Annotated in this window: 25 protein-coding genes; 22 read left to right on the top strand and 3 right to left on the bottom strand. The window is 57.7% G+C overall.

What is annotated here, in order from left to right; translation table 11 throughout:
* Positions 1 to 276: 276 nt before the first annotated feature.
* The 4 genes from BBDE_RS09120 to BBDE_RS09105 all read left to right on the top strand — a co-directional run bounded on the left by BBDE_RS09120 (position 277) and on the right by BBDE_RS09105 (position 4979).
* Positions 277 to 1140, top strand: coding sequence for an aldo/keto reductase (locus tag BBDE_RS09120; RefSeq protein WP_003838801.1), 864 nt, complete (start codon positions 277 to 279; stop codon positions 1138 to 1140).
* 145 nt (positions 1141 to 1285) lie between these two features.
* Positions 1286 to 2035, top strand: a complete 750-nt coding sequence (locus BBDE_RS09115) for an HNH endonuclease family protein (protein ID WP_003838805.1) — start codon at positions 1286 to 1288, stop codon at positions 2033 to 2035.
* Positions 2036 to 2113: 78 nt separating this feature from the next.
* A complete protein-coding gene (locus BBDE_RS09110) occupies positions 2114 to 3340 on the top strand; it encodes an Nramp family divalent metal transporter (protein ID WP_003838807.1) in 1227 nt (408 codons plus the stop codon).
* 79 nt (positions 3341 to 3419) lie between these two features.
* Positions 3420 to 4979 (top strand): MDR family MFS transporter, encoded by a 1560-nt coding sequence (locus tag BBDE_RS09105; protein ID WP_003838809.1) that lies wholly within the window; start codon positions 3420 to 3422, stop codon positions 4977 to 4979.
* 81 nt (positions 4980 to 5060) lie between these two features.
* Here BBDE_RS09105 and BBDE_RS09100 read toward each other — a convergent pair whose 3' ends face one another.
* Positions 5061 to 5390 (bottom strand): hypothetical protein, encoded by a 330-nt coding sequence (locus tag BBDE_RS09100; RefSeq protein ID WP_003838811.1) that lies wholly within the window; start codon positions 5388 to 5390, stop codon positions 5061 to 5063.
* A gap of 283 nt (positions 5391 to 5673) precedes the next feature.
* Between BBDE_RS09100 and BBDE_RS09095 the strand changes: the two genes are divergently transcribed.
* A complete protein-coding gene (locus BBDE_RS09095; protein ID WP_003838813.1) occupies positions 5674 to 6261 on the top strand; it encodes an arsenate reductase/protein-tyrosine-phosphatase family protein in 588 nt (195 codons plus the stop codon).
* A gap of 25 nt (positions 6262 to 6286) precedes the next feature.
* Here the strand turns inward: BBDE_RS09095 and BBDE_RS09090 are convergent, their stop codons facing one another.
* The gene (locus BBDE_RS09090) at positions 6287 to 6772 is read right to left on the bottom strand and encodes a hypothetical protein (RefSeq protein ID WP_003838814.1); all 486 of its coding nucleotides are present in this window, start codon (positions 6770 to 6772) and stop codon (positions 6287 to 6289) included.
* On the opposite strand from BBDE_RS09090, the gene BBDE_RS11445 reads away from it, so the two are divergent.
* From BBDE_RS11445 to BBDE_RS09050, 9 genes are all read left to right on the top strand, one after another.
* On the top strand, positions 6771 to 6944 hold the full coding sequence (locus tag BBDE_RS11445; protein ID WP_003840978.1) for a hypothetical protein: 174 nt from the start codon (positions 6771 to 6773) through the stop codon (positions 6942 to 6944). The two genes, BBDE_RS09090 and BBDE_RS11445, sit on opposite strands and share 2 nt — an antisense overlap.
* Before the next feature lie 585 nt (positions 6945 to 7529).
* Entirely contained in the window at positions 7530 to 7808 is a 279-nt protein-coding gene (locus tag BBDE_RS09085) for a hypothetical protein (protein ID WP_003838821.1), read from the top strand.
* A 163-nt stretch (positions 7809 to 7971) separates the two neighbouring features.
* Positions 7972 to 8226, top strand: coding sequence for a hypothetical protein (locus BBDE_RS09080; RefSeq protein WP_003838823.1), 255 nt, complete (start codon positions 7972 to 7974; stop codon positions 8224 to 8226).
* A gap of 86 nt (positions 8227 to 8312) precedes the next feature.
* Positions 8313 to 9683, top strand: coding sequence for an ABC transporter permease (locus BBDE_RS09075; RefSeq protein WP_003838825.1), 1371 nt, complete (start codon positions 8313 to 8315; stop codon positions 9681 to 9683).
* Entirely contained in the window at positions 9680 to 10903 is a 1224-nt protein-coding gene (locus tag BBDE_RS09070; RefSeq protein ID WP_003838826.1) for an ABC transporter permease, read from the top strand. The genes BBDE_RS09075 and BBDE_RS09070 overlap by 4 nt, the downstream gene beginning before the upstream one ends.
* Positions 10904 to 10914: 11 nt before the next feature.
* Positions 10915 to 11550 (top strand): ABC transporter ATP-binding protein, encoded by a 636-nt coding sequence (locus BBDE_RS09065; protein ID WP_003838828.1) that lies wholly within the window; start codon positions 10915 to 10917, stop codon positions 11548 to 11550.
* Positions 11551 to 11837: 287 nt separating this feature from the next.
* Entirely contained in the window at positions 11838 to 12233 is a 396-nt protein-coding gene (locus tag BBDE_RS09060; RefSeq protein WP_003838832.1) for a hypothetical protein, read from the top strand.
* A 12-nt stretch (positions 12234 to 12245) separates the two neighbouring features.
* Entirely contained in the window at positions 12246 to 12716 is a 471-nt protein-coding gene (locus BBDE_RS09055) for a hypothetical protein (RefSeq protein WP_003838834.1), read from the top strand.
* A gap of 41 nt (positions 12717 to 12757) precedes the next feature.
* Positions 12758 to 13531 carry a hypothetical protein gene (locus BBDE_RS09050; protein ID WP_003838837.1) on the top strand — a complete coding sequence of 258 codons (774 nt, stop codon included), beginning with the start codon at positions 12758 to 12760 and terminating at the stop codon, positions 13529 to 13531.
* A 9-nt stretch (positions 13532 to 13540) separates the two neighbouring features.
* Here BBDE_RS09050 and BBDE_RS09045 read toward each other — a convergent pair whose 3' ends face one another.
* Entirely contained in the window at positions 13541 to 14374 is an 834-nt protein-coding gene (locus tag BBDE_RS09045) for a hypothetical protein (RefSeq protein ID WP_012902488.1), read from the bottom strand.
* Here BBDE_RS09045 and rpmB point away from each other — a divergent pair.
* From rpmB to BBDE_RS09005, 8 genes are all read left to right on the top strand, one after another.
* Complete coding sequence (rpmB, locus tag BBDE_RS09040; protein ID WP_390622426.1) at positions 14350 to 14682, top strand: 50S ribosomal protein L28; 333 nt, start codon at positions 14350 to 14352, stop codon at positions 14680 to 14682. The two genes, BBDE_RS09045 and rpmB, sit on opposite strands and share 25 nt — an antisense overlap.
* Before the next feature lie 18 nt (positions 14683 to 14700).
* Entirely contained in the window at positions 14701 to 14868 is a 168-nt protein-coding gene (gene rpmG / locus BBDE_RS09035; RefSeq protein ID WP_003840992.1) for a 50S ribosomal protein L33, read from the top strand.
* A 1-nt stretch (position 14869) separates the two neighbouring features.
* Positions 14870 to 15175, top strand: coding sequence for a 30S ribosomal protein S14 (gene rpsN, locus BBDE_RS09030; protein WP_003838840.1), 306 nt, complete (start codon positions 14870 to 14872; stop codon positions 15173 to 15175).
* Positions 15176 to 15257: 82 nt separating this feature from the next.
* Positions 15258 to 15557: a 50S ribosomal protein L32 gene (rpmF, locus tag BBDE_RS11740; RefSeq protein ID WP_428855907.1), complete on the top strand. Its 300-nt coding sequence runs from the start codon at positions 15258 to 15260 to the stop codon at positions 15555 to 15557.
* Positions 15558 to 15611: 54 nt separating this feature from the next.
* The gene (locus tag BBDE_RS09020; RefSeq protein ID WP_003838847.1) at positions 15612 to 17291 is read left to right on the top strand and encodes a metal ABC transporter solute-binding protein, Zn/Mn family; all 1680 of its coding nucleotides are present in this window, start codon (positions 15612 to 15614) and stop codon (positions 17289 to 17291) included.
* A 978-nt stretch (positions 17292 to 18269) separates the two neighbouring features.
* Positions 18270 to 20645, top strand: coding sequence for a Spy0128 family protein (locus BBDE_RS09015; protein WP_012902484.1), 2376 nt, complete (start codon positions 18270 to 18272; stop codon positions 20643 to 20645).
* A gap of 48 nt (positions 20646 to 20693) precedes the next feature.
* Positions 20694 to 22139 (top strand): SpaH/EbpB family LPXTG-anchored major pilin, encoded by a 1446-nt coding sequence (locus BBDE_RS09010; RefSeq protein ID WP_012902483.1) that lies wholly within the window; start codon positions 20694 to 20696, stop codon positions 22137 to 22139.
* A 115-nt stretch (positions 22140 to 22254) separates the two neighbouring features.
* Positions 22255 to 23130 carry a class C sortase gene (locus BBDE_RS09005; protein ID WP_228369708.1) on the top strand — a complete coding sequence of 292 codons (876 nt, stop codon included), beginning with the start codon at positions 22255 to 22257 and terminating at the stop codon, positions 23128 to 23130.
* Positions 23131 to 23140 lie beyond the last annotated feature (10 nt).

Here is a 23140-nt window from a genome sequence, read left to right as displayed (position 1 = left end):
CCCCGGATGGCGGTCCGAGGGGGCGGGCGGCCGCGCACGATCCGGGGAAAGGGCCCCTGCCGCGGGTCGTGCGCGGCGCACGGGACCCGGGGCGGCAGCGTGCCTGGCGGAGGGGCCCGGGACCGGGCATGCGGTCCGGATGAGTCGGGCGGCGCACGGGGCTAATCTGGGAAATGCCACGGGAACCGGACCGGACAGAACCAGAACGGAACCGAACCGGACCAGACAAGGCCAGAACGGACCAGAACCGAACCACAAAGAACGGAAGGAACCACAATGACGGAACCACAGGAACGGCACGTTCCGACGATCACGCTGAGCGATGGCAATAAGATTCCACAGGTCGGCCTCGGCGTGCTACGCATCGATGATGAAGGCGTGACGCCGGTCGTCGAAAGCGCCATTGCGGCCGGATACCGCCATATCGACGGCGCCGCCGGATACAACAACGAGGCTGGCGTGGGCCGTGCGCTCGCGAACACCGGCTACGATACCGGCAGCAAGCGCGAAACAATCTGGGTCACCACCAAACTGCGTGATTCCGAGCAGGGCTATGATTCCGCACGCAAGGCCTTCGACCGTCAGCTCGGTCTGTTGCAACTCGAGTATGTCGACATGTATATGCTGCATTGGCCGACTCCGTTCGACTGGCGCAGCGGCGAAACGTGGAAGGCCTTCGTCGAGTTCCGCGCGGAAGGCCGCGTGAAGACGCTTGGCGTGTGCAACTTCCTTCCGGAGCATCTTGACCGACTTCATGATGAGACCGGCGAATACCCGGCAGTCAACCAGATCGAACTGCATCCCACTTGGCAGCAGCGGGAGGTCGTCGCATACTGCAAGGAGCATGGCATTGCGGTCGAAGCGTATTCGCCAATGGCGCGCGGTGCCGATCTGAACGCCGGAAACGGTGCGATCGAACGTATCGCGGAAGCTCATCATGTAAGTCCTGCACAGGTGATTCTGCGCTGGCACATCGAAAATGGCACCATTATCATCCCCAAGTCGGTGCATGCGCAACGTCAGCGGGAGAACCTTGACCTGTTCGGTTTTGCGCTGACCCAGGAGGAGCATGCGGTCATCGATGCGCTTGATGGTCCGACCCGTGCCGGTCACGATCCGCTGACGTTCACTTACGCCTGATTCGCAATCGTCTGCAGTTCGATGCAATGTACCGAAGATTCGATTGTACCGAAGATTCGACGGTCGGCCGCCCATAAAACGGCTTGCTTACCGATGAGATTCTGCCTATGGCCCATGACCCATGCGCCTATGATTAAGGATTCCCATGCCACGACGACGTAATGCCACGCACTTTCGCAAGAAGCGTTTCAACGCGGAAGGACCGGTCGAACGCATACTGTGCCTACTGGTGATCGCCGCGGTGGTCGGCATCACCATTGGCCTGATTCTGCCGAAAACCAGTCCGACCGTCGGTGAGATCACCGGTGAATATACGGCGACCGGCACCGCTGCGGAAACGCTGGAACGGCTTACGGTCGACGATAACCCCAGCAAGGCCGGTTATGATCGTACCGCGTTCGGCTATCGTCAGACGGACGCGGATGGCAATGGTTGCGACGTACGTGAGGATGTGCTGGCCCGTGATCTGACGGACGTGCGGTACCAGAGTGCCGGCGGCTGCAAAGTGCAATCCGGTACGCTCAACGACCCGTACACGGGTAAGACCATTCATTTCCGGCGTGGGCGCGATACGTCCAGCGCCGTGCAGATCGACCATGTGGTGGCGCTTGAGAATGCGTGGCAATCCGGCGCGCGCGAATGGAGCAGGGCCAAACGTTACGAATACGGCAACGACATGTACAATCTGCTGGCGGTCGATGGTCCGGCCAATCAGGAGAAGGGTTCCGCGTCGGCCGCCTATTGGCTGCCCACGAACGGCGACTACCGTTGCGATTACGTCGCGCGTCAGATCGGCGTGAAAGACAAGTACGGTCTGACCGTGACTACCAAGGAGAAGCGGGCCATGTTGTCGGTGCTCCACGGTTGCCCCGCACAATCCATTCCGGAAAGCTGAAATACAGGCCGAGGTAACATAATCGCGCTATAACGTTGCTCGTTAATCGCCAGTCACAGGGAAGGGCACGGAAAGGCCATGGGCAAGGAACGTCACGGACACGCATTGGCGGGCATTCTCGGGCCGGCTTTCGTGGCGGCCGTAGCCTATGTGGATCCGGGTAATGTGGCCGCCAACATCACTTCCGGCGCACGATATGGCTATCTGCTGGTCTGGGTGCTCGTAATCGCCAACTGCATGAGCGTACTGATCCAATACCAATCCGCCAAGCTGGGCATCGTCACCGGCAAAAGCCTGCCGGAAATCCTTGGCGAGCGCATGGGCGACGGCGGTCGGTTCATGTTCTTCATGCAGGCCGAGGTCATCGCCATCGCCACCGATTTGGCCGAGGTGATCGGCGGTGCCATCGCCCTCAATCTGCTGTTCGGCCTGCCGCTGTTTCTCGGCGGGTGCATTATCGGCGTGGTTTCCACGATTCTGCTGATTTTCCAGAAAGGTGCCACGCATCGCATGTTCGAGAAACTCATCATCGCATTGCTGCTGGTGATTACGTTCGGCTTCATCGCGGGACTGTTCATAGCGCCGCCGGATCCGAAGGCGGTGGCGGCCGGTCTGATTCCACGTTTCAAAGGTTCCGCAACGGTGTTGATGGCCACTTCCATGCTGGGTGCCACCGTCATGCCGCATGCCATCTACTTGCATTCCACGCTGGTGAACGACCATTATGCGCCCGGTCAGCGCAAGCCGACCGTCCGTCAACTGTTGCACGGCAGTAAGATCGATGTGTTTTGGGCGCTGCTGTTGGCCGGTTCCGTGAATCTGTCGTTGTTGGTTCTGGCTGCGAATTCGTTGTACGGCATGACCGGCACGGACACGATCGAAGGTGCGCAGCATGCGATTGCGAGTGTGTTGGGGCCGGTCGTCGGCACGATTTTCTCCATAGGATTGCTGGCCTCCAGTCTGAGTTCCACGTCCGTCGGCACGTACGCGGGTTCCGAGATCATGCACGGATTGCTGCGGATCAAGGCACCGATGTGGGCCTGCCGAATCGTTACGCTGGTGCCGGCGCTGATTGTGCTGTGGTTTGCCGGCAATCCGACCGAAGCGCTGATCGTCGGGCAGGTGGTGCTGTCGATCGGCATCCCGTTCGCAATCATTCCGCTCATGCGCTACACGCACGACAGGGATCTTATGGGCGAATATGCGGACGGTCCGTTCAAGCATGCGCTCAACATCGCCGTCGCTGCGCTGATCGTCGCACTCAACGTTCTCCTTATCTTCCTCACGCTCCTTGGCAAGGTCTGAACCAGCTTTGGCCGGGGGCGCAATGCCCGACCGTAGGCATAGAATTCTGGAGTCATTTATGACGTGGCAGAGGTGATGCATGAACAATGGTATGAAGGGAACATCGCAGGCGCTCGCACGTGAAGAGGCTTATGCCAACGGCCATCTGACGCATGCGGCATTCGTTTCCATCGCGATTCTGACGTTCATCACTTTCGTCGGCAACTTCACGCAGCTGCAATTGAGCGCCGCTCTGCCGACCATTGTGACCGATTTCGGCATTTCCGTCACGACCGGACAGTGGCTGACGTCGATTTTCCAGCTCGTCATGGGCGTGATGGTTCCGCTTACGGCATATTTGACCCGCCGTTTTTCGACCCGTCAGATCGTGCTCGCTTCGATGATCGTCTTCACTGCCGGATCCGTGTTCGCCTGGCTGGGCTCCACCTTTGCATTGGTGCTGATCGGCCGCCTGTTGGAGGCGGTCGGCACCGGTGTGATGTGGCCGGTGCTGCAGATTACCGTCTTTTCGATCTACCCGTTGTCCCACCGCGGCATGGCCATGGGCACCGTGGGCATGGCCATGAGCGTCGCCCCGGCCATCGGCCCTACCTTGGGCGGTGTGCAGACCGATTTGAACGGTTGGCGCTCGATCTTCTTCACTCTGACGATCATCGGCGTGATTTCACTGTTTCTGGCATTCTTCGGACTACGTAACTTCGGCGTGCACGACCCTTCCGCCAAGGCCGATTTCTTCTCCGTCGGACTGTCGATCTTCGGTTTCGGCGGGCTGATGTTCGGCTTCACGAACATCGAATCGTACGCATATACGCATCCCATGGTCTGGCTGCCGATGCTGATCGGCATCATCGGCATCATCTGGTTCGTCGCCCGCCAGATTCATGGCGCTCGCCGGTATGCTGCCGCCCGGCCTGAAGATGGTCGTCGGACGGTTCAGCCGCCGCTGCTCAATCTGGGTGTGCTCAGGAACCGCAGTTTCATGGTCGGTACGGTTACTGCGGCCCTGTCGTTCTTCGCATTCAGTTCGATTATGGTGATTATGCCGCTCTATATTCAAAATTGCCGCGGCTATTCCGCCACGATCAGCGGTCTGGTGATGTTGCCCGGCGCTCTCGGGCAGTGCATTTCGCAGTTTTTCGGAGGCAAGGCGCTCGATAGATTCGGTGCCCGGCCGGTTGCTCTGATCGGCACGATCACATTGTGTTTCGGTACGGTCATGATGAGTTTGATTTCCATGACGTCTTGGATTTGGTGGGTGTCGATCTGGCAGTTCGTGCGTCAGATCGGCATGGGATTCGTGCTCATGCCGATTACTACGTGGTCGCTTAATTGTCTGCGGCCGCAGGAGGTGAGTGCCGGTTCGGCCGTGACGAATACCGTGCGTCAGATTGCCGGTGCGGTCGGTGCTCCGGTACTGGTGATTCTGATGGAAACGTTTACGTCGTTGCGTTGGGCCGCCATCGGAGGTGCGAAAGGCACGTATGCTGTCGCCAATGTGTTCGGCATTCAGTGGGCTCTGCGCATCAGTGCCGGCATTTGCTTCATCATGGTGCTGATGGTGTTCTTCGGCGTGCGTGGACGCGGCGCCGGCACCACACGCGAAGCCGTTCAGCGCGCCTTGGCCCGCATCTCACATTAAAGTCTGAGGGCCTCTTTGGTCGTGGCCGTAACCGTGGCCAAAGCCGTACGGGAGCCGGCAAGCCCGACTCTCGTACGGCCGTCACTCCTCGTCGTTCGGCTTGTACTCCAACACGCTCAGCGCCACAACGCCCTGGCTGGTATGAACGAACACGTTCGCACGCCCGCCGACGGCCTCCACGCCTTCGACCAGATGCGAGATCGGTTCGGAATCCAGTACCGGAAGCACCTGTGCCACGCCTTCCGTGTCGATTACGCGCAGCGTATCATCCAGATAGCCGGAGGCCAGCATCTCGTCGACCGCGTGCTCGAATTCGGTCAGTTCGTCGATTTCGCGCTTTGCGGCCTCGTTCGCTGCCACTTCAACGGCTTCGGCCACTTTTTTGTTGAGCTTGTCTTCTTCGCTCATCATGTGTCCTTTCGTGGAACCCCTGCCGTACGCCCCGTCTGTCGTAGGCGGTCACGGCTTGTTACGTAGTGCGTGGCAGTGTATCGAAACCACATTGCCGAACCGTTTCGCACTGCAAGATATGTCCATATAGTGATTTGACGGTGATGGTGGAAGCCTTCCGTCCCGAGCCCTCACGATGGCGGTTCGGCGAAGGCAGGGACTGCGCTAAAATATCCATTTATAGGGTATGGCGGCCCTGGAGCCGGCATAAGGAACCGAAACACGCACTGCAAGAGGTCAGCGTATGCATATCATGTTCGTCTGTACGGGCAACATCTGCCGTTCGCCTATGGGTGAGCTGTTGCTGACGAAATATCTGACCGGTACCACGGTACGTGTCTCCAGTGCCGGCACCCGCGGTCTGCCGATGCATCAGATCGATCCATCCAGCGCGCGTCTGATGGATAGCGTGGGCATCGAGTCCAGCGGATTCCGCTCCCGTCGCCTCACACGTCAGATGGCGGACGAGGCCGACCTGATCCTGTGTTTTGAAAAGAGCCAGCGCAAGGACATTGTGGCCTTGGCGCCGGCCGCCGTACGGTATACGTTCCTGTTAAGCGATTTCGCGAACATGTGCGAATACTGCGCCCGTAACGGCATGATCAAAGGTCTGACCATTCAGGAGCGTCTGCAGTCGGTGATCAGGTCCTCTTCGATGATTCGACCGATGTTGCCGGCTCCGCACGATATCGACGATCCGCACGGTCGTACTTTCGACAAGTTCCGTACGGCTGCGAACCAGACCAACGGAGCCATTCGTACGATGCTGAAAAGCATGCGCAAGCATTACGCCGTGGAGCCGGCTCCCATTCGCTCGCAGATCGTCGCCTGAAGACACCTTCAGACCCGGTCCGGCATCATTGGGAGGTGAACCAGATGGAATTCAGTTCACCGGCCCGCATGGCTCTCGCATACACGATCACGCCTCGATCGGGTTTGACCGCCGCTCGCGCGCCCCGAAGCAACGATGTCGAGTCGATGTCGATCGTCGGGCCGAGCCATCCGGGAATGATATCGGGCAGCAATCGTCCCATTTTCATTTCCGAGATGAGATCACGCGCCTTGTCGCTGTCCAACCAGTATTCGAAGACGCCATACCATTGGATCACCATTCTGTTGATTCCCCGCGCGAGGGTTCGTGAAGAACCTTCGGATGCGTAATACCGCAACGATAGGGAGCCGTCCGGGTGAAGTATGGCCTGCCCCTCGCTCAGCAGCATGTTCATCAGCCTGATCTGGGAGGATACGATTTTCAGGTCACGGTCCGAATATCCGGCCCGTTTGGCCGAGACGGCATCGAAGACCAGCTTGTTCTTGCCTCCCTGCCTGAGGAATCTGTTCATGCCGGACATGGTGGGAGGAACGGTGTCTATCGGGGCTGCGGATGCCCATGCGGCAATCGGAGAAAAAACCAGTGGCGTAAAAAATGCAGCAGAGAATATTGCCATACATGCCCTACTCAAGTCCATTGAAATCCTTATCCTCTTGCGCAGGCCGCATCAGCACCCCACATAATAAGGCATGCTATGGCTCGATGCCGGCGTCTGCAAGGAGTTGACAAGCCGCATAATCCCCCTATACGTACCCTATCCATCGGGGAGGGTACAGGAGGTGCGCGGCGTGAAGCGTTGTCTGTCGACGGGCCTTCGGCAACCTGTGTGCCATGGACGGCACGTCGTCGGGGATGACCGGCTTCGTCGCTGCATGCCATGACGATGCTGAGGAAAGGAAACTGCCGGGGTTCCACGAAGGATAAGAGGGGAGAGGCGTGGAACCCCGGCAGTTTCGGAAAGGATATGGCCTGCGCGGACAGAGAGAAAGATAAAATCCGAACAGGCCAATAGCCCCTATGCTCCGTTACTTGCTTTCGCAAGCAAGAATCATGTTACGCGTCTGTGCGGCGTCTTCGTTGGAGTCCCCCTATGACGTACCTTCGGATAATCGTTGTCCCGATTGGCGTTTTCCGCTGAAATAGGGTGGATGAAGGATGGCATGACGGCTTGTCCATGATGATGGATGCCCCCCGACTGCCGGTGATGGTCACGTTCGGCGGTATCATGGCGTTTCAAAGGGCTGGCCGGCGTCGAAGGAAAGCGGGGGATGGTGTCTGATCGTCAGCATGATGAGGAACGGCTTCCCGTTCGTCAGTTGTGTGTCCGTCTGTACATTCTCATCGTTTTCGTGATTTATCTGGACGCTACGAGATGGCATTTGGCGACCGGGGTGTGGAGAGTGGTCGAAGATGTCGTGCTGGCGTTGTGCCTGTTCCTCATCGCCATGTCGGTGCTGTTGAGCGAACGGTGTCGCGCCATGATCGATTCGGTCGGACGGAAGGTGAACGACGGGCCGAAACATACCCTAGACGCACCCGAAAAATAATGATGATGCATGCGCCGATAACGAAATGGCATGATACCGTCGCCGAATAGCGAAGGGGACGGGATTCCGTGGACTTTTACCATGAGGATAATCGGTCGGTTGAGCGATAGCCGACCATTGAGCAAAAAGATCTCATAGGAAAGACCTCGGCACAATGCGAAGAATGACGAAATGGATGAGTGCGGTCCTGTCGTTTGGCCTATGCCTATTCGTGGGATTCGCCCAAACCGCGGCCCAGGCCGCTGAACTGCCCGGTGCGACCGTTGCCGATTCAGGCGGAACGACGTCGATGCGGGAGGTCATGGCGGCGACGGGTTCGAGTCTGGTCATACCGGGTGTTGTGCTGGTGTCGTTGGTGGTCGTGGCGGCGATTGCGGGAGGTGTCTCGCTGTTCATGCGTCGACGCGGTGGCAAGTAACGCCTATCCGCCTCCATTCATGTGAGAGGGCCTTCAGAATGCTTGTGTGAAGGCCCTCTTCTTGTTTTCTCATAGGAAAGGAAATCATGACGTTCATCTCACGAGCGGGACGCTATGTACTCAGAAAACGAATACGGACCTTGGTTCTGCTGGTCATCCTGACCATAGTGTCCGCAAGCATGCTTGCCACGATTGCCGTATCGCAAGCGGCAAAGCATGAAGCCGAGCAAATCGAAAAGCAGGCGGTCGTCGGTTTTGTGCTGGCCAACAATCCTCAGAACAATTCGGGAACGCCGCGCGGAGCCGGCACGGTGAAACCGGCCGACGTACAGCGCATCGCGAAACTGCCTGGAATCGCTTCGTATGTCGTCCGTCAGAACGTCACCGCCGATCTGACGGATGCCGATGCGATGAAGCTGCCTGAAGGTGACGATTACGACAAGACGAAGGAGCAGCGATTCGGCAATGCCGTGAATCTTGAGGGTACGAATGATTCGGCCAAGCTCAATGCCTTCGCCTCGCATGCGCTCAGCATTGCGCAGGGACGCCATCTGAAGGCTTCCGACAAGCACATGTCGATGATTCACGAGGATCTCGCCAAAGCCAATAACCTCAAGGTGGGCGATACGCTCACCCTCAGGGCCAATCCGTATGATGCCGACAACGAATCCGGCTCCACGGCAAGCGTCACCACCACGATTGCGGGCATTTTCAAGGGCGACAGCAACAGGAAGGTGGCCACCAGGGCCGAGCTGACCTCCAACACCGTATACACGGATCTGAATACCACGCGTGAGTTGTACCAGTACAAGCCCGATAAGGAGATCTACCAGGACGCCACCTTCACCCTCGCCAAAGGCGTTGATGTGGAAAAGACCATGAACGACGCGAAGAAGCTGCCGGTGGATTGGAAGAACTATCAGATCACCCGCAACGACCAGTACACGGCCGGCATGCTGAGTGCGGCTCAGGGCGTGCGCTCCATGATGCGCGGCACCCTGATCGGCGTGCTCATCTTCGCGGCCCTCGTACTGTGCCTGGTGCTGCTGCTGTGGATGAATGACCGCCGCCGGGAAATGGGCGTGCTGGTATCCATCGGCGTGGGCAAGCCCTCCATGGTCGCCCAATATGTCAGCGAGATGATTTTGGTCGGCATACCGTCCCTGGCGCTTGGCTGGCTGTGTGCGCGAGGGGTGGCGCAATGGCTCGGTTCGTCCACGCTTCGTTCGGTCAATGCCTCCGCCGCCCGCGAACTGAGCAGCATGGGGCAGGCCGGCGGCAATCTCGAATCCAATATGGCGACTCGCTCGTTGAGTACGCTTGCGGTATCGGTCGATGCGGGCGCCATCCTTCCCGTCTCCCTCGGGCTCTTGGGCGTGGTGTTGGTGTGCGTGCTCGTCTCCTGCATGCCGATGCTGTACAAGTCGCCGCGTGATCTGCTGGGGATGCAGCGATGACGAGTGTGAATGTGTGGAGCCGTGCCGTGCTGGCCATCGTGCGCAAGCCGATCCGTAGCGGACTCATCGGCCTGTTGATGCTGTTGGTCTTCACCGGTCTGGTGGCGCAGGCCGGAGTCTCGGCGGCCTTGCAGGATGTGGCCGATCGCATCGGCGGGAGCATGGGCATCGGTTTTGCGGTCGAGGCGCGCGAAGATCCCATCAGCACGAAGGAGGCCGACCGATTCGCTCATCTCGATGGCGTGAAAAAGGCCGCATATGAGACCAAGACCTTTGCGGAACTGGACGGCGCCCAGCCTGTCGTTCCCCAACAGGGGCCTCGTCTGGACGTTGGCGTGGCCGCACAGGTCAGCGTATTGGGGTCCACGGATTCCTCGTTGTCCACGGAATTCCAGAGTGGACTGTACCGGCTCGAACAGGGAAAGCACATCTCCGGTGATGGCGATGGTGTACTGGTGCATCGGGATTTCGCGCAGCGGAACGGATTGTCGGTCGGCTCGACGTTCACGTTGAAACAAGGCGATCATGACTCCACCGTACGCGTATCCGGAATATTTTCCGGCAAAACGCAGTCGCAAAGTCCCATGCCGTCGGATTCCTCGGAGAATCTGCTGTATGCGGGGATGAACGTGGCTTCCAAACTGACCGGTGAACCGCGGATCGATACGGTACGGTGCCTGTCGGCCAGCGCGCAAAGCCTGCCTGACACGATACGGAAGGCCAAGGAGCTGGCCGGGACGAAATATGACGTCACGGATAATTCGTCCCGTTTCTCCGGCGTACTGCAGGCTGTGAATACGGTGCGTAATCTGGTACGTCTGATCCTGGCGGTCGTCTGCCTGGTCGGCGTTCTGGTGCTGGGCATGGTGCTGGTCTTCTGGGTGCGTTCCCGCATCCATGAGATAGGTGTCTTTCTGGCCATCGGCATCGGCAAGGCCCGGATCGTCGGGCAGTTCGTGATCGAAACCTGCCTGATGGCGTTGGTTGCGGCCTTGTGCTCGCTTGGTACCGGCGCTTTGCTATCGGGGTTCGTGTCGTCCATGCTGCTGGCCAATGCGGATGATGCCTCCCTCTCGTCGTTGCAGGTGGATGCTTTGCCGCCTGCTCAGACATCGCTCATATTGCTGCTTGGCTGCGGGGTCATTGCGGTCGCCTTGGTGGTGTCGCTCGCCTCGGTGCTGGCACGTTCTCCCAAGTCCATTCTTTCCTCCATGAGTTAGGAGTAACAATCATGTCGGTTTGTCTACAGTTGGATCATGTCGATTACATGTACGGCGCGGCCAAGATACGCGTTCTGTCGGATGTCAGCGCGGATTTCGAGGCCGGTAAGATGTATGCGATAACCGGACCGTCCGGCGCGGGCAAGTCCACCCTGTTGTCGTTGTTGGCAGGGTTGGATTCCCCGTCGAAGGGCGTGGTCCGTTTCGAAGGCGGGAACATCGCCGAGACGGGGTATTCGAAGCATCGCCGTGAGCATGTGTCCTTGGTATTCCAGGACCACAATCTGATCGACTATCTCACGCCGGTGGAGAACCTACGTTTGGTCAATCCCAAGGCCGATCTGAAGATCCTTGAGGATCTGGGTCTCACCCGTGAGGAAGCGAAGCGCAACATCATGCACCTATCGGGTGGTCAGCGTCAACGTGTCGCGGTCGGCCGCGCCTTGGTCTCCCCGGGTTCCGTGATTCTGGCCGATGAGCCGACCGGTAGCCTGGACCCGAAGACGACGGGTGATGTGATCACGCTGTTGCGTGATGCCGCGCACCAGTTGGGCAAGTGCGTCATCGTGGTCACGCATTCCGAGCGTGTAGCCGATGCCGCCGATATCGTGCTGAATCTGAAGCGTAAAAAGCTGACCCGATCGTAAGCCCCCGAAATATCATGGCAGCCACCCGTTATGCTCTCAGCATGATGGGTGGTGTGTCGTATTTGGCGTCCACTCGTTTCAAGGGTACGTAAGGGGATTGAGGAGTACCGGTTTGCTTATAGGGGGAGAGGCTTCCCCGTTCTGCGGATTTCCTGCCCGAACAGAGTATAGTGAGGCAAATTATCGAAAGGAATGCAAGCATCTGAAGGTCTGCGACGACGCAAGACCGTGCGGAAGAACTCAAGGTCGGCATATGCCGATGCAAGAACGGATACGGGGAATACCATATGCGGAACAATAAGAAGTTTACGGATCAGGAGATCGAGGAACTCGAGTCCCTGGCGGTTGTGGAACATGCGACCACGAGCCGTATCACCTACTCGCATGCGTTTCAGGTGTACTGCATGTACCAATACGTGCATGGCACACGACCGAGCGTCATCTTTTCCAATGCGGGACTTCCTTCGCGCTTGATCGGGCCGAAGCGCATCGAACGGTGCATCAGCAGGTGGAAGAGCAACCCCCAGCTCATGGCCGAGGTCCGACAGCTCGATGAAGAGGGACGAAAGCCCGCCATGCGTGATGAGATCATCCTTTCGAGTCTGTCCGAAATACAGGAGCTCAATAGAACGATCATCACGTTGCAGGAGCGTATCCGCAAGATGATCGCTCATCTACGTTAGGAATGATGGGGTATGACCAACGTCGAATTCACGCTGGAAGAGGTCTGCTACCTCGAATCGCTGCCGGCGATCGCCCATGTGACAAGCAAACGGATCACCTACGCCCATGAATTCCAGGTCTACTGCATGTACTGGTACATGCGCGGATTGCGCCCCTATCAGATTTTCTCCAGTGTGGGGATGCCGCTTGAATTGATCGGTGCGAAGCGCATCGAGCGTTGCATCAGCAGGTGGAGCGGCGACCGGAAACTGATGGATGAGGCGGCGGCATATGCGCTGTCCGGTGAGAAGCCTCATGTGGTCGGTGAGATGCCGGAGGAGACCGGCATCGCCTTCAATCAGGCGAGAATGCAGAAGTACAGTGCCGAGATCATCGAAGCGCAGCGGCATATCGACGATCTGGTATCCCAGCTCAAGATGCGTTACGGCACCCAGCTCATCAAGGATGAACAGATCTGGAGACAGGCCGATTCCGGAAGCTGAACGATGGCATTCGCCAAGGAAACGCAACGAGAGGAGTAGTCATGAGGAAGATGGTCAAGATAGTCCATGGTGCGAATCGTGAGACGGAGATGAGCCGTGCGAACAAGCCGGTGATGTATCTGGATTTTGATGGCGTTCTGAACGCGTTCCCCAACACCGGAATCGTCAATTATTCCGATGTCGGGCATGTGGAGTTGGTTCCCGATCCGGACGGGTACCGTACGGACCTGTATTCGGCGAAAAGGGCGTTCCCGCTGGACAAGACGGCGGTCATAGATTTCGGGCGGCGCGGTTTCCATGAACTGCATTGGTCCGATGAACTGGCCGGCAAACTGTATGCCTTGGCGAGGGGTGGAATGCTGGATCTGCGTTGGCTGTCCACTTGGCAGCCGTATACGGAGATGCTCGGCGATCGCTTGGGGTGGGACGATTCCGTGGTATCCAGCGTGTTCTGGCATGATCCCAACACCCATGAAGGCAGGGTCATGCAGAAGCTCGACCTGATCATGAACGAGATCATCAAGCAGCGTGAACGTGTCGAACGGGGATATGACGCCCACGCGATCATCTGGGTGGATGATGGTGCGATCAATAATCGCACCATTACTGCGCTCATCCATACGCAATTGGCGTCGCCGCTATTGTTGATCTCACCGGATGCCCGCATCGGCATTTCACGTCGTCAACTGGAGCTGATCTATACTTTCGTCAACCGTCCCCCGTCGACGCCCTGTGTCATCTACTCATGCCCGTGGGATGAGAAGGGGCACGTCATAGGGAACGGTGAAGACGATTCCGATGATGCGATGGAATGATGTGATGGACTAGACGAGTCCGTTACCGCGGCCGCATGCATCGGCGCTTTCGGGGATCGTTGCCGCGGGTGTTGTTTCCAGCAACGTATGCAGGCTGACGGCATGCGCATTCGGATGGATGACCGTTTCGGGCGAGGCCAGGGCGGCTACCAGATCATGAGATCTTGACGGTCGTTCGTGGTTCCGTTCCGGTGCGACGGCTTTCGTGTCGGGATGGTCGGGGCGCGCTGTGGGAAGCAGCAGCACATGCTCGGCTTCGCTGATCAGTCTGGCCTGGACCGTGCCCACGCATCGCGGATCGAATACGCCGTCGTGTTCATCCGTTCCTGCCAATAGCAGCTGTTCGTCGTCGCATAGTCTGGAGGCGAAGCCTTCGGGGTCGGTCACGGAGGCGATCGTCGCCGCATCCACGGGGCGCGCGGTGCCGCCCAGCAGTGAACATTCCAGCAGATATTGCGCGACCGGTGCTCCTTCGATGCCGATCGGCAGGGTGATGAGGAACATGTCGGCCCGGTTGCATAGATGGCCGAGGGCGGCGACAAGATCCCGTTTGACCGAACAGGTCGGGCAGCAGGCTTCCATGGGGAAGGTCGTGCAGTCGCCTTCGCTTAACTGACCCAGACCGCCCGGTCGGCGGATGGTGCGGGTCATGCTGAAGCCCGTTTCGGCGGTGTCGTCGGTGGCGAAGTCGTATGTCACGCAGCAGACCGACGGGCATGAGTCCGCCAACGAGAATGATGTGGCGTCCAACGCCAATCGGTGTACGCCGGTCAGCAATACTACGGAGATCGCCTCCTTGTCCGTTTCGGCGTTTCCCAATGATGGCAATACTGGATGCTGCATATTCAGGCTCTTTCCACAATCCTTTTATTGATAATGATTATCATTATGATATAGTTACCGGCATGTCCAAACATTGTCAAGTTCTCGGCACGCGCGCCCACGTCGGCAACGCGGTGTCGCATTCACATAGAAAAACCCGCCGCACCTTCAGCCCGAACCTGCAAAGGAAGCGTTATTACGTACCGTCGCTTGGACGCACGGTCACCCTGACGCTCACGCCGAAAGGCATGAAAACCATCGACAGGCAGGGCATCGAAGCAGTGGCGGCGCGACTCATCGAATCCGGTGAGATCGGCCATCTCAAATAGAAAGAGGACAACAACCGTATGGCAAAGACCACGGAAATCAGACCGGTTATCACCCTGCGATCCACGGCAGGCACCGGATCCACCTACACCACCACCAAAAACCGTCGTAACAATCCCGACCGACTCGAGCTCATGAAATTCGATCCCGTAATCAGGAAACGCGTGATGTTCCGGGAGGTCCGCTGACGTGGCGAAGACCGGCAACATCGCAAAACAACGCCAGCGTGAAGCCAGCGTGGCGAAATACGCGGAACGCCGCGCACGATACAAGAAGGATTCCGTCGATATGCGGCTGAGTGAAGAGGAGCGGGCGGAGGCGATGCGTCGATTGCATGCGCTTCCACGCGATGCAAGCCCCGTCAGACTGCGCAATCGCGACGCGATCGACGGACGTCCTCGGGCGTTCATCCGAGCATTCGGCCTGTCGCGGATCAATCTGCGCAACAAGGCACATGCGGGCGAGCTGCCCGGAGTCGTCAAATCCAGCTGGTGACCGGACTCTTCGGACGATTCGCCGGCGAACATACGGCAAGCGAACGCCAGCAAAACACAGCAAACGACACCTATGGAAAGGAATGACCGATGAAAGTCAGGGCTTCGATACGCTCATTGGCTCGCAAGAAAGGATCGATGATCGTGCGACGCCGCGGTCACCTCTACGTCATCAACAAGAAGAATCCGCGGTGGAAGGGCAGGCAAGGCTGATGGCGACACCGAAAAACAGGACATCCCGCTCCCGCACACGTTCCAGACGCGCGCATTGGAAAACCGAAGCGCCGCAATTGGCCACCGTCACCACGCCCGACGGGCGCACGGTCCAGGTGCCCTCGAACCTTGCGGCCGCGGCACGTCGCGGATACATGCATGTCGATTGAAGACGTCACACAGATTGTCACCTATATATAAGGAATAGATAGAAAGAGAAGAGCATGACCGAGAACAATCTCAGCCAGCCCGAAAGCAAAAATCCGGAGAATACGGCATCCGAACCGTCCGGAGATTCGTCCGATACCATGGCCGTGACGAAAGCGAGCACGGATGCCATCGGCAGGAAGGGTATCATCGCCATCATCGTAGCGTTCATCGTGGGCGCCTTGGTTTCCGGACTCGTCGTCGGCGGATTCGCGTTCCTCAATGCAAAAAACGACAGGAACGCCTCCGCTGCATCTCACGGTTCGACCTCCACGGTCAGCGACGCCAACGATTCGTGCAGCACCACGTTCACCGTGGTCGCCTCCGTCAACCAGTGGGGTGCGCTCGCCCAGGAGCTTGGCGGCAAATGCGCGCAGGTCACATCCCTGATTAATTCCACCTCCGTGGAGCCGCATGATTATGAGCCTACGCCAGCCGATCTGGCCAAGCTGTCCAAGGCCGACATCGTGGTGATCAACGGAGCCGGCTACGACGGTTGGGCCGAGAAGGCGCAGCTCGACAAGAGCAAGCAGACCATCGTCAATGTGGGTGATCTCATGGGTATCACCGCCACCGAGGAGCATGAGCATGAGCATGAGGACGGCGATGGCGAGTCCGGCCACCACCATCATCACGGTTCCACGAACCCTCACCTGTGGTTCAGCCCCGAAGCCGTACTCAAAGCCGCGACCGCCATTACGGACGCTTACACCGCTAAGGCCGGTGAAGGCACCGATACCGCGGCCACCGCACAGCGTCATTCGAATGCCTGGAATGCGGACTATGCCGAATTCGTCGCCATGGTCAACAAGGCTCGTGCCGCCGGCGTGAAGCGCTCGTATGTGGCCACCGAATCGATCATCAGCTACCTGCTCGACTATCTTGGCGCCACCGACAAGACGCCGGAATCCTATACGAATGCCATGAACAGCGAAGGTGAGCCTTCCGCCGCCGATCTCAAATCCACCCTCGATATCGTTTCCGGATCCGACGTGGATCTGCTGGTCGTCAACCCGCAGGAGATGGACGGTTTCGCCGAAAAACTCAACGATGCCGCCAAGAGCAGCAACAAGACGATCATTTCCGCCACCGAACAGCTGCCCGAGAACCAGGACACGTTGCTGGGCTGGCTTACGACCATCGCCAAGCAGGCCCTGGCCAACGACACCACTAACGGCTGGTTCCTCACCCAGGATGTCGCCAATCGTTCGATGGCCGACTATGAGGGGGAGTGGCAATCCGTCTACCCGTATCTGAAGGACGGCAGCCTCAAGAAGGTCATGGAAGCCAAGGCCAAGAAGGGCACCATGAGCGCCGAAGAGTATACGAAGTACTATGACGCAGGCTACAAGACCGATGTGGAGCGCATCACCATCAAGGGCGACCAGATCACCTTCACCCGAAATGGCAAGGACACCACCGCCACCTACAAGTACGACGGATACAAGATCCTCGACTACAAGAAGGGCAATCGTGGCGTGCGCTACCTGTTCTCCGCAGTCGGTGACGTGCCTGACGGCGCCCCCAAGGTCGTGCAGTTCTCCGACCATGGCATCGCCCCGGGCAAGGCCGCGCATTTCCACATCTTCGCAGGCGATTCGCAGGAGGAGACCCTCAAGGAGATGGATAACTGGCCGACGTATTATCCGTCCAGCCTGAACAAGGACCAGATCGTCGAGGAAATGCTGGCCCACTGATGCCGGTTAGCTGATCGGTTTGGGGTCCATGCCGCGCGATGTGTTGGCTCCCGTGAACCATGACGGGAGCCAACGCATCGCGCGGCATTGCGTCATGCATTCAGGGATCAAATCTCCTTGCTTCCGTTTCTCGTGAAGCAGGGAGGCTTGATGCCCGCTGTTTTTAGGACTTACGTTTGCGGGCTTCGTCGGTGGCGCCTTTTGCTCGATAAACCGAATCCTGGATTCGTCCATTAAGGGTATTCGTGATGATGCCCTGCATCTCTCGGGGAGTTTCTCGTCAAGCTCGGCTGTAGTCACTTTTGTTGATATGCCGCTTCGTAGGAATGCCTTCTTTCGCGCACAATCCGGATTGACCAACGTTTTTCCGATTCGTGTTTTCAAGACGATGTTTGTTGTGCCTCTCATACCTTCTTAATGATGTTCAGATGGCCATTTTCCAATAAGTCGTGACTGCCGCACTAGTGCTGAGGATGGCATTGCCGTGCACGATTGAGCAATACGCCTCTATTTTCGGATAGTGCACGCAGTTGGAGGGTGTTCTGCCGGCGAAGATGCCGGTGATTTCGTGGGGGCCCCTAAACCTTATGCATCATGACCTTGTGGGTACTGTGCCTAGCGATAAATTTTCCGTATTCTCGCGTTTGAATGGCCAGTATGTTGCGCTGAGAGCTAAAACGACAAGCCGTGCCATACCCCTAGCTACACCCTTGACGGTGCTTCGATTTTCCGTCGGGAATCACTCTTGAATGACGGTTTATACGGCAAATAAGATGTCAATGCTGTAATTATGCAGAGGGGGAGCTGAAAATCTTATGGGTATATTTCTTACATAGAGAAAATAATTCAACTTCTCGTTATGTAGAGAAACAGAATTGCGGGTGTGACTGGCAGTCAGTCGTACCTCCTCCCTCTCCGATTTTTGCGGGGGGGGGGGGGGGTATGAATGACTGCTTTTTTTATGCAAGGAGAGAAGCGATGAACGCAGGCGAGCGTCACCTCGGTAGTCGAATACCCTTCCAAATATCCAAGCACATCATTGTTGTACTCATCAGCCTTATCGTGGCGCTGGGTTCCTGCTTGTTTACGACTGCTCCGGCGCATGCCGGCACGCCGTATACCACTACGAATAATTTGCTGAATTCGGTTGGTGGCACGGTCTACATCGATAAGAACATCGACTGGAAAAGCGCCGCTCAGTATTACGCTAACGGATCGTGGCACAATGTGTCCGATCTGACGCCTGCTGATCCCGCCAACCAGGACGGTAATCCTGTGGATTTGGAAAACGGCTGGAAAATGCGCTGGATACATACGTATTACAGCGGTGTGTACATGGTGTACCGGGCTCCGGATAACGGCAAAGTGACACTTTCGGGCTCTACGTGGAGCGGCTTCAAGATGCGCTTCAACAATATCGGGTACACCACCTCCGGTGAGAGGATCAGCTCCATCGTTGAGTTTAACTCAGTGCATGCATGGCAGCTCGACTCCGTTGGCCTTAAGGAACCCGCTTTTGTCTGCCCATTCCATTTGGGAGACCGCTTTGGTCCTGCAGCTGCTGCGGTTGCCAACAGCTATCCTGTGTCACTTACCGGATATGGAAGCTCTGAATTTGATGTTGGCATCAAATCGCGCTTCACGACCACGCTGGTCAAAGACGGGACCGATACTCCGATCGAATCTGACAATGAGTTCAATGTCACGTATTGGGATATCGACCAGCCTATTCATCACGGCGCCAATGCTTTCCCCCGAATCGCCGACTTCACCCATCCAGGAAGAGAGGGCGTAGGACTGGTCAGCGGATACAAGTCTGCGCTGATTGGAAACAACACCACGCTTAAGGTTTCTGAAGAGGGCGGGACCACATGGTTCAAATCCAGTAAAAAGGATGATTCAAAAGTACCGGATGACATCTCCACCGTCGTGGCAAAAGCAGGACCCAGTTTCGTTACTGAGTGGTCTGGAGAAGGATGCGATACCGGAATGGGGTACGATTCCTCGGTCACCGTCTATCCTGAATGGCCAGCCCCGGTAAAGTCACCGGAACGTCAGATTCATAATCGTGGTGATGTCGCTGATTTCGATGTCACCGAAAAGTTCCCCTATGTGGCTGACACCAACAAGGCGTCTTCCATCGTCATGACCGATACCTTGGATAATGCCTTGGATGCATCGCACGCCACGGTGAAGGTATTGAAGAAGGTATCGGGGAACTACGTTGACGTCACGGACAACTGGACCATTGCCATCTCCGGTCAGACCATCACGGCTACGGCGAAGAATACCGGGCATGGATATGCCGAAGACGAGCATGTATTCCATATCAAGGTGCCGGTTTCTACTACAGCTGACTTGAATTCGTATGAACGTGAGACCATCAATGGGATTTCTTATTGGAAGGTACCCAACCAAGCTTCCGTGGCGATCAACAACAACGCCAAGGTCACCAACACCGTGCACGTGTTCGTACCTTACGAAGCCAAGGGCTCGATTCAGCTCAAGGCCATTAAGCACCTTGAAGGTGGCACCTTGCAGGATGGCCAGTTCACCTTCACATTGAAGGATCAGGACGGAACCGAGCTCGACACGCAGAAGAACGACGCCTCTGGCAACGTCACCTTCAAGGAGATCAAGTACACCCTGAGTGATGTCGGTAAGACCTTCACCTACACCATTGAGGAACAGGCGGAGAACACCCCGGGCGTTGTGTACGATACCCACGTCGAGACCGTCACCGTCACGGTGGAGGATGCCGGCGAAGGAAAGCTGAAACTCACTCCGTCGTATGGCGACAACGCCCCGGTATTCAAGAACACGCGCAAGATTCCGCTGACTGTCATCAAGAAGTCGACTGACGGTAGCCTGCTTCCCGGTGCGGAATTTACGCTCTACAAGGATAACGGCAACGGTGTCTACGACGATAATGACCAGCCCGCTACCGTGTATTCCGACGCCAATCTCACTGCAGCCATTCCGGGCGCCGTCGTTACGACCGATGGCAACGGAGAGGCCCACTACTACGGCCTTATGCCGGGTACCGACTACTGGCTCAAAGAGACCAAGGCCCCGGCTGGCTACAACCTTGATACTGCGGCTCATCTGATTTCCGTTGCACATGATGGAACGGTGAGTACCAAAGACAGCGGCGGAACAACCGCTGCGCTGCCCCTCAAAGACGGGGTGGCCGCCATTACTATCGCTGACGAATCCATTCCCAACTTGCCCCATACGGCAGGCTCGGGTGCGACAGCCATACTGCTCTTCCTCGGAAGCCTTCTGGCCATCGGAGGCGGCGGTGCGGTCATGCTTCGTCGGCGGTCAGGCTCAGGACTGCACAGCCGGGTCTGAGCAATCAATGTAATCTTCCCATCCCCGATGAGAAAAGGAGAAAAGGATATGGGAACCGTTCTCAAGCAGAAGATGAGCATGCTGGTAGGCTTGCTCGCAGCGATCGCCATGGCGTTCGTGCTCACTCCGGTCGCGGCGCACGCTACCCCGACGAGCCCGACCGATGTGGCCGATAGCACGGTAACGATCAACAATCTGATTGACGGTGACACGGTGGAGGCCTTCCTCATCGCCGATGCCGATATCGATGCGTCGAACAACCTTACCTACACGATGGCCGCCAATCTGCCGTCTGCCTATGACTCGATCGATAAGATCAAGGTTGTTGCTTCCGATGGCAATTCATTCCATCAGGGTAGCGACATGCAGAATGCCGCCAGCGCCATCGCGAAGGCGTTCGCTGACGCCGGTACGACTGCGGCGGCCAGCGCCACCGCTTCCGGCACCTCGGCCACGCTTACGCTTGGTAGCGGCTACTACCTTGTGCGCGTGACGAGCACGAGCGGCCAGACCCGCGTCTACCAGAACATGGTCGTCGACGCGAGCCCGGTGGCCAATGCCTCCGGAACCTATGATGCTCACCCGGCCCAGACCATCGACGTCAAGAAGACCGATGTGACCATCAAGAAGGGTGTCGGCTCCGAATACAAGGAGTCCACCGACAAGTACAGCGTGGGCGATATGGTCCCGTTCAAGGTGGAAACCGTCGTTCCGAACTACCCGGCCGACTCCAAGGATGCCACCTTCGAAATCAACGATCAGCCGACCGCCGGTCTTGAAATCGACACCACGTCCATCAAGATCAATGGTGTGGCTGCCGTTTCCGGTACTGACTACACCATCACTGCGGCTACCAACGGCTACACCATCAAGTTCGCCAAGGCTTACGTGCTGGCTCACCCGGGTGAGGCTATCACGGTCACCTACAACGCCAAGCTCACCTCGGCTGCCTTCTCTCACGATGCCAATGACGTGACCGGCAACACCGCCACCGTTACCTTCAACCCGAACCCGTACACCTCCACGACCGTCACTCCGGACAGCAAGACCAAGGTCAAGACCTACGGTTTCGTGTTCAAGAAGACCGATTCTGATGGCAACGCCCTGAAGGGTGCCGTCTTCGAGCTGAAGGTCACCAACAAGGATGGTTCCACCACTACGCTGACCTCCACCTCCGACGAGAACGGCTATGTGTACTTCGAGGATCTCGGCGAAGGCACCTACACCGTTACCGAGACCGTGGTGCCGGCAGGCTTCAGCAAGGTCGCCGACCAGACGTTCACGCTGAACGAGGCGTCCTGCACCCAGGACAACCCGGCCACCGCCGTTGTCGAAAACAACTACCTGGTTTCGTCGGTGAACGTCGTCGATCCGAAGCAGCCGGCTCTCCCGATCACCGGTGCGGCGGGCACCTTTGCCCTGACCGCCGGCGGTGTGGCCCTGCTGGCAGTGGGTATCGTCTTCTTCCTGCGCTCTCGCAAGCAAGAGCTCTAAGAAGCACTCAGGCGGGCTGAAGACCTTGTCGTCTGCACAACATGCAAGGCACGCCGTGAAAGCAGGGGGACCTTCGGGTTCCCCTGCTTTTGCCGTGTCCGGTACCAAAAAACGCTTGAGACGAAGGCGCCGTCTGCGACTTGCCGCCGCCAGTCTGATTCTGCTAGCGGGGCTTGCGCTGATAAGCTACCCATTCGTCAGTGACTGGCTTAATCAGCGTGCGCAGGATGCTGTGAGCAATACTCAGCAGCAGACGGTCGCTGCCTTGAAACCCGCGGATCTCTCCGCGGAAAAGGCGAAGGCGGAAGCATACAACGCCCATTTGCGCGACGGTAGTTCGCGAGTGGTCGACCCTTTCGACCAAGATGATGCTTCCCCTGGCAACGACGAGTACGAGAGTGTGCTCAACGTCGCCGGTGATGGAGTCATGGCGGAGCTGATCATTCCTTCCATCAGCGTTGACCTGCCCATCTACCACTACACCACAGAGGAGCCGCTTTCGCATGGAGTGGGACATGTGGTGAACACTTCGGTACCCATCGGAGGTGACTCCACCCATAGTGTTCTGGCCGGGCATACGGGGCTTCCTACGGCGCGACTGTTCGATCGGCTTGACGAACTCAAGAAGGGTGATTGGTTCATCATCCGCGTTTTGGGGGAGGATCATGCCTATAAGGTCTATTCCACCGAAGTCGTGCTGCCGAGTGAGGTGGATAGCCTCACTACGGAGGAGGGCCGCGATCTGGTGACGCTCGTGACCTGTACGCCCTACGGTGTGAACACCCATCGTCTGCTCGTCCATGCCGAACGCACCACGGTGCCCGCGGGATGGAATGCCTCCGAAAGACCATCCGTACGTTCCGTGACGCCGCCTGCCGAGTTGCCGCGTCATCTTTGGGTCTATGCGATTGCCGGGGCGTTGGCCGCCATCGGTATTCTCGTGGTTGCGTGCCTGGTCGGCTGGATTCGCAAGCGCCGGAAGCGTACCTGAACCCGGGCGC

This window comes from Bifidobacterium dentium JCM 1195 = DSM 20436 (assembly GCF_001042595.1).
GTDB classification, from domain to species: Bacteria; Actinomycetota; Actinomycetes; order Actinomycetales; family Bifidobacteriaceae; genus Bifidobacterium; species Bifidobacterium dentium.
This window is presented reverse-complemented; position numbering and strand designations above follow the sequence as displayed.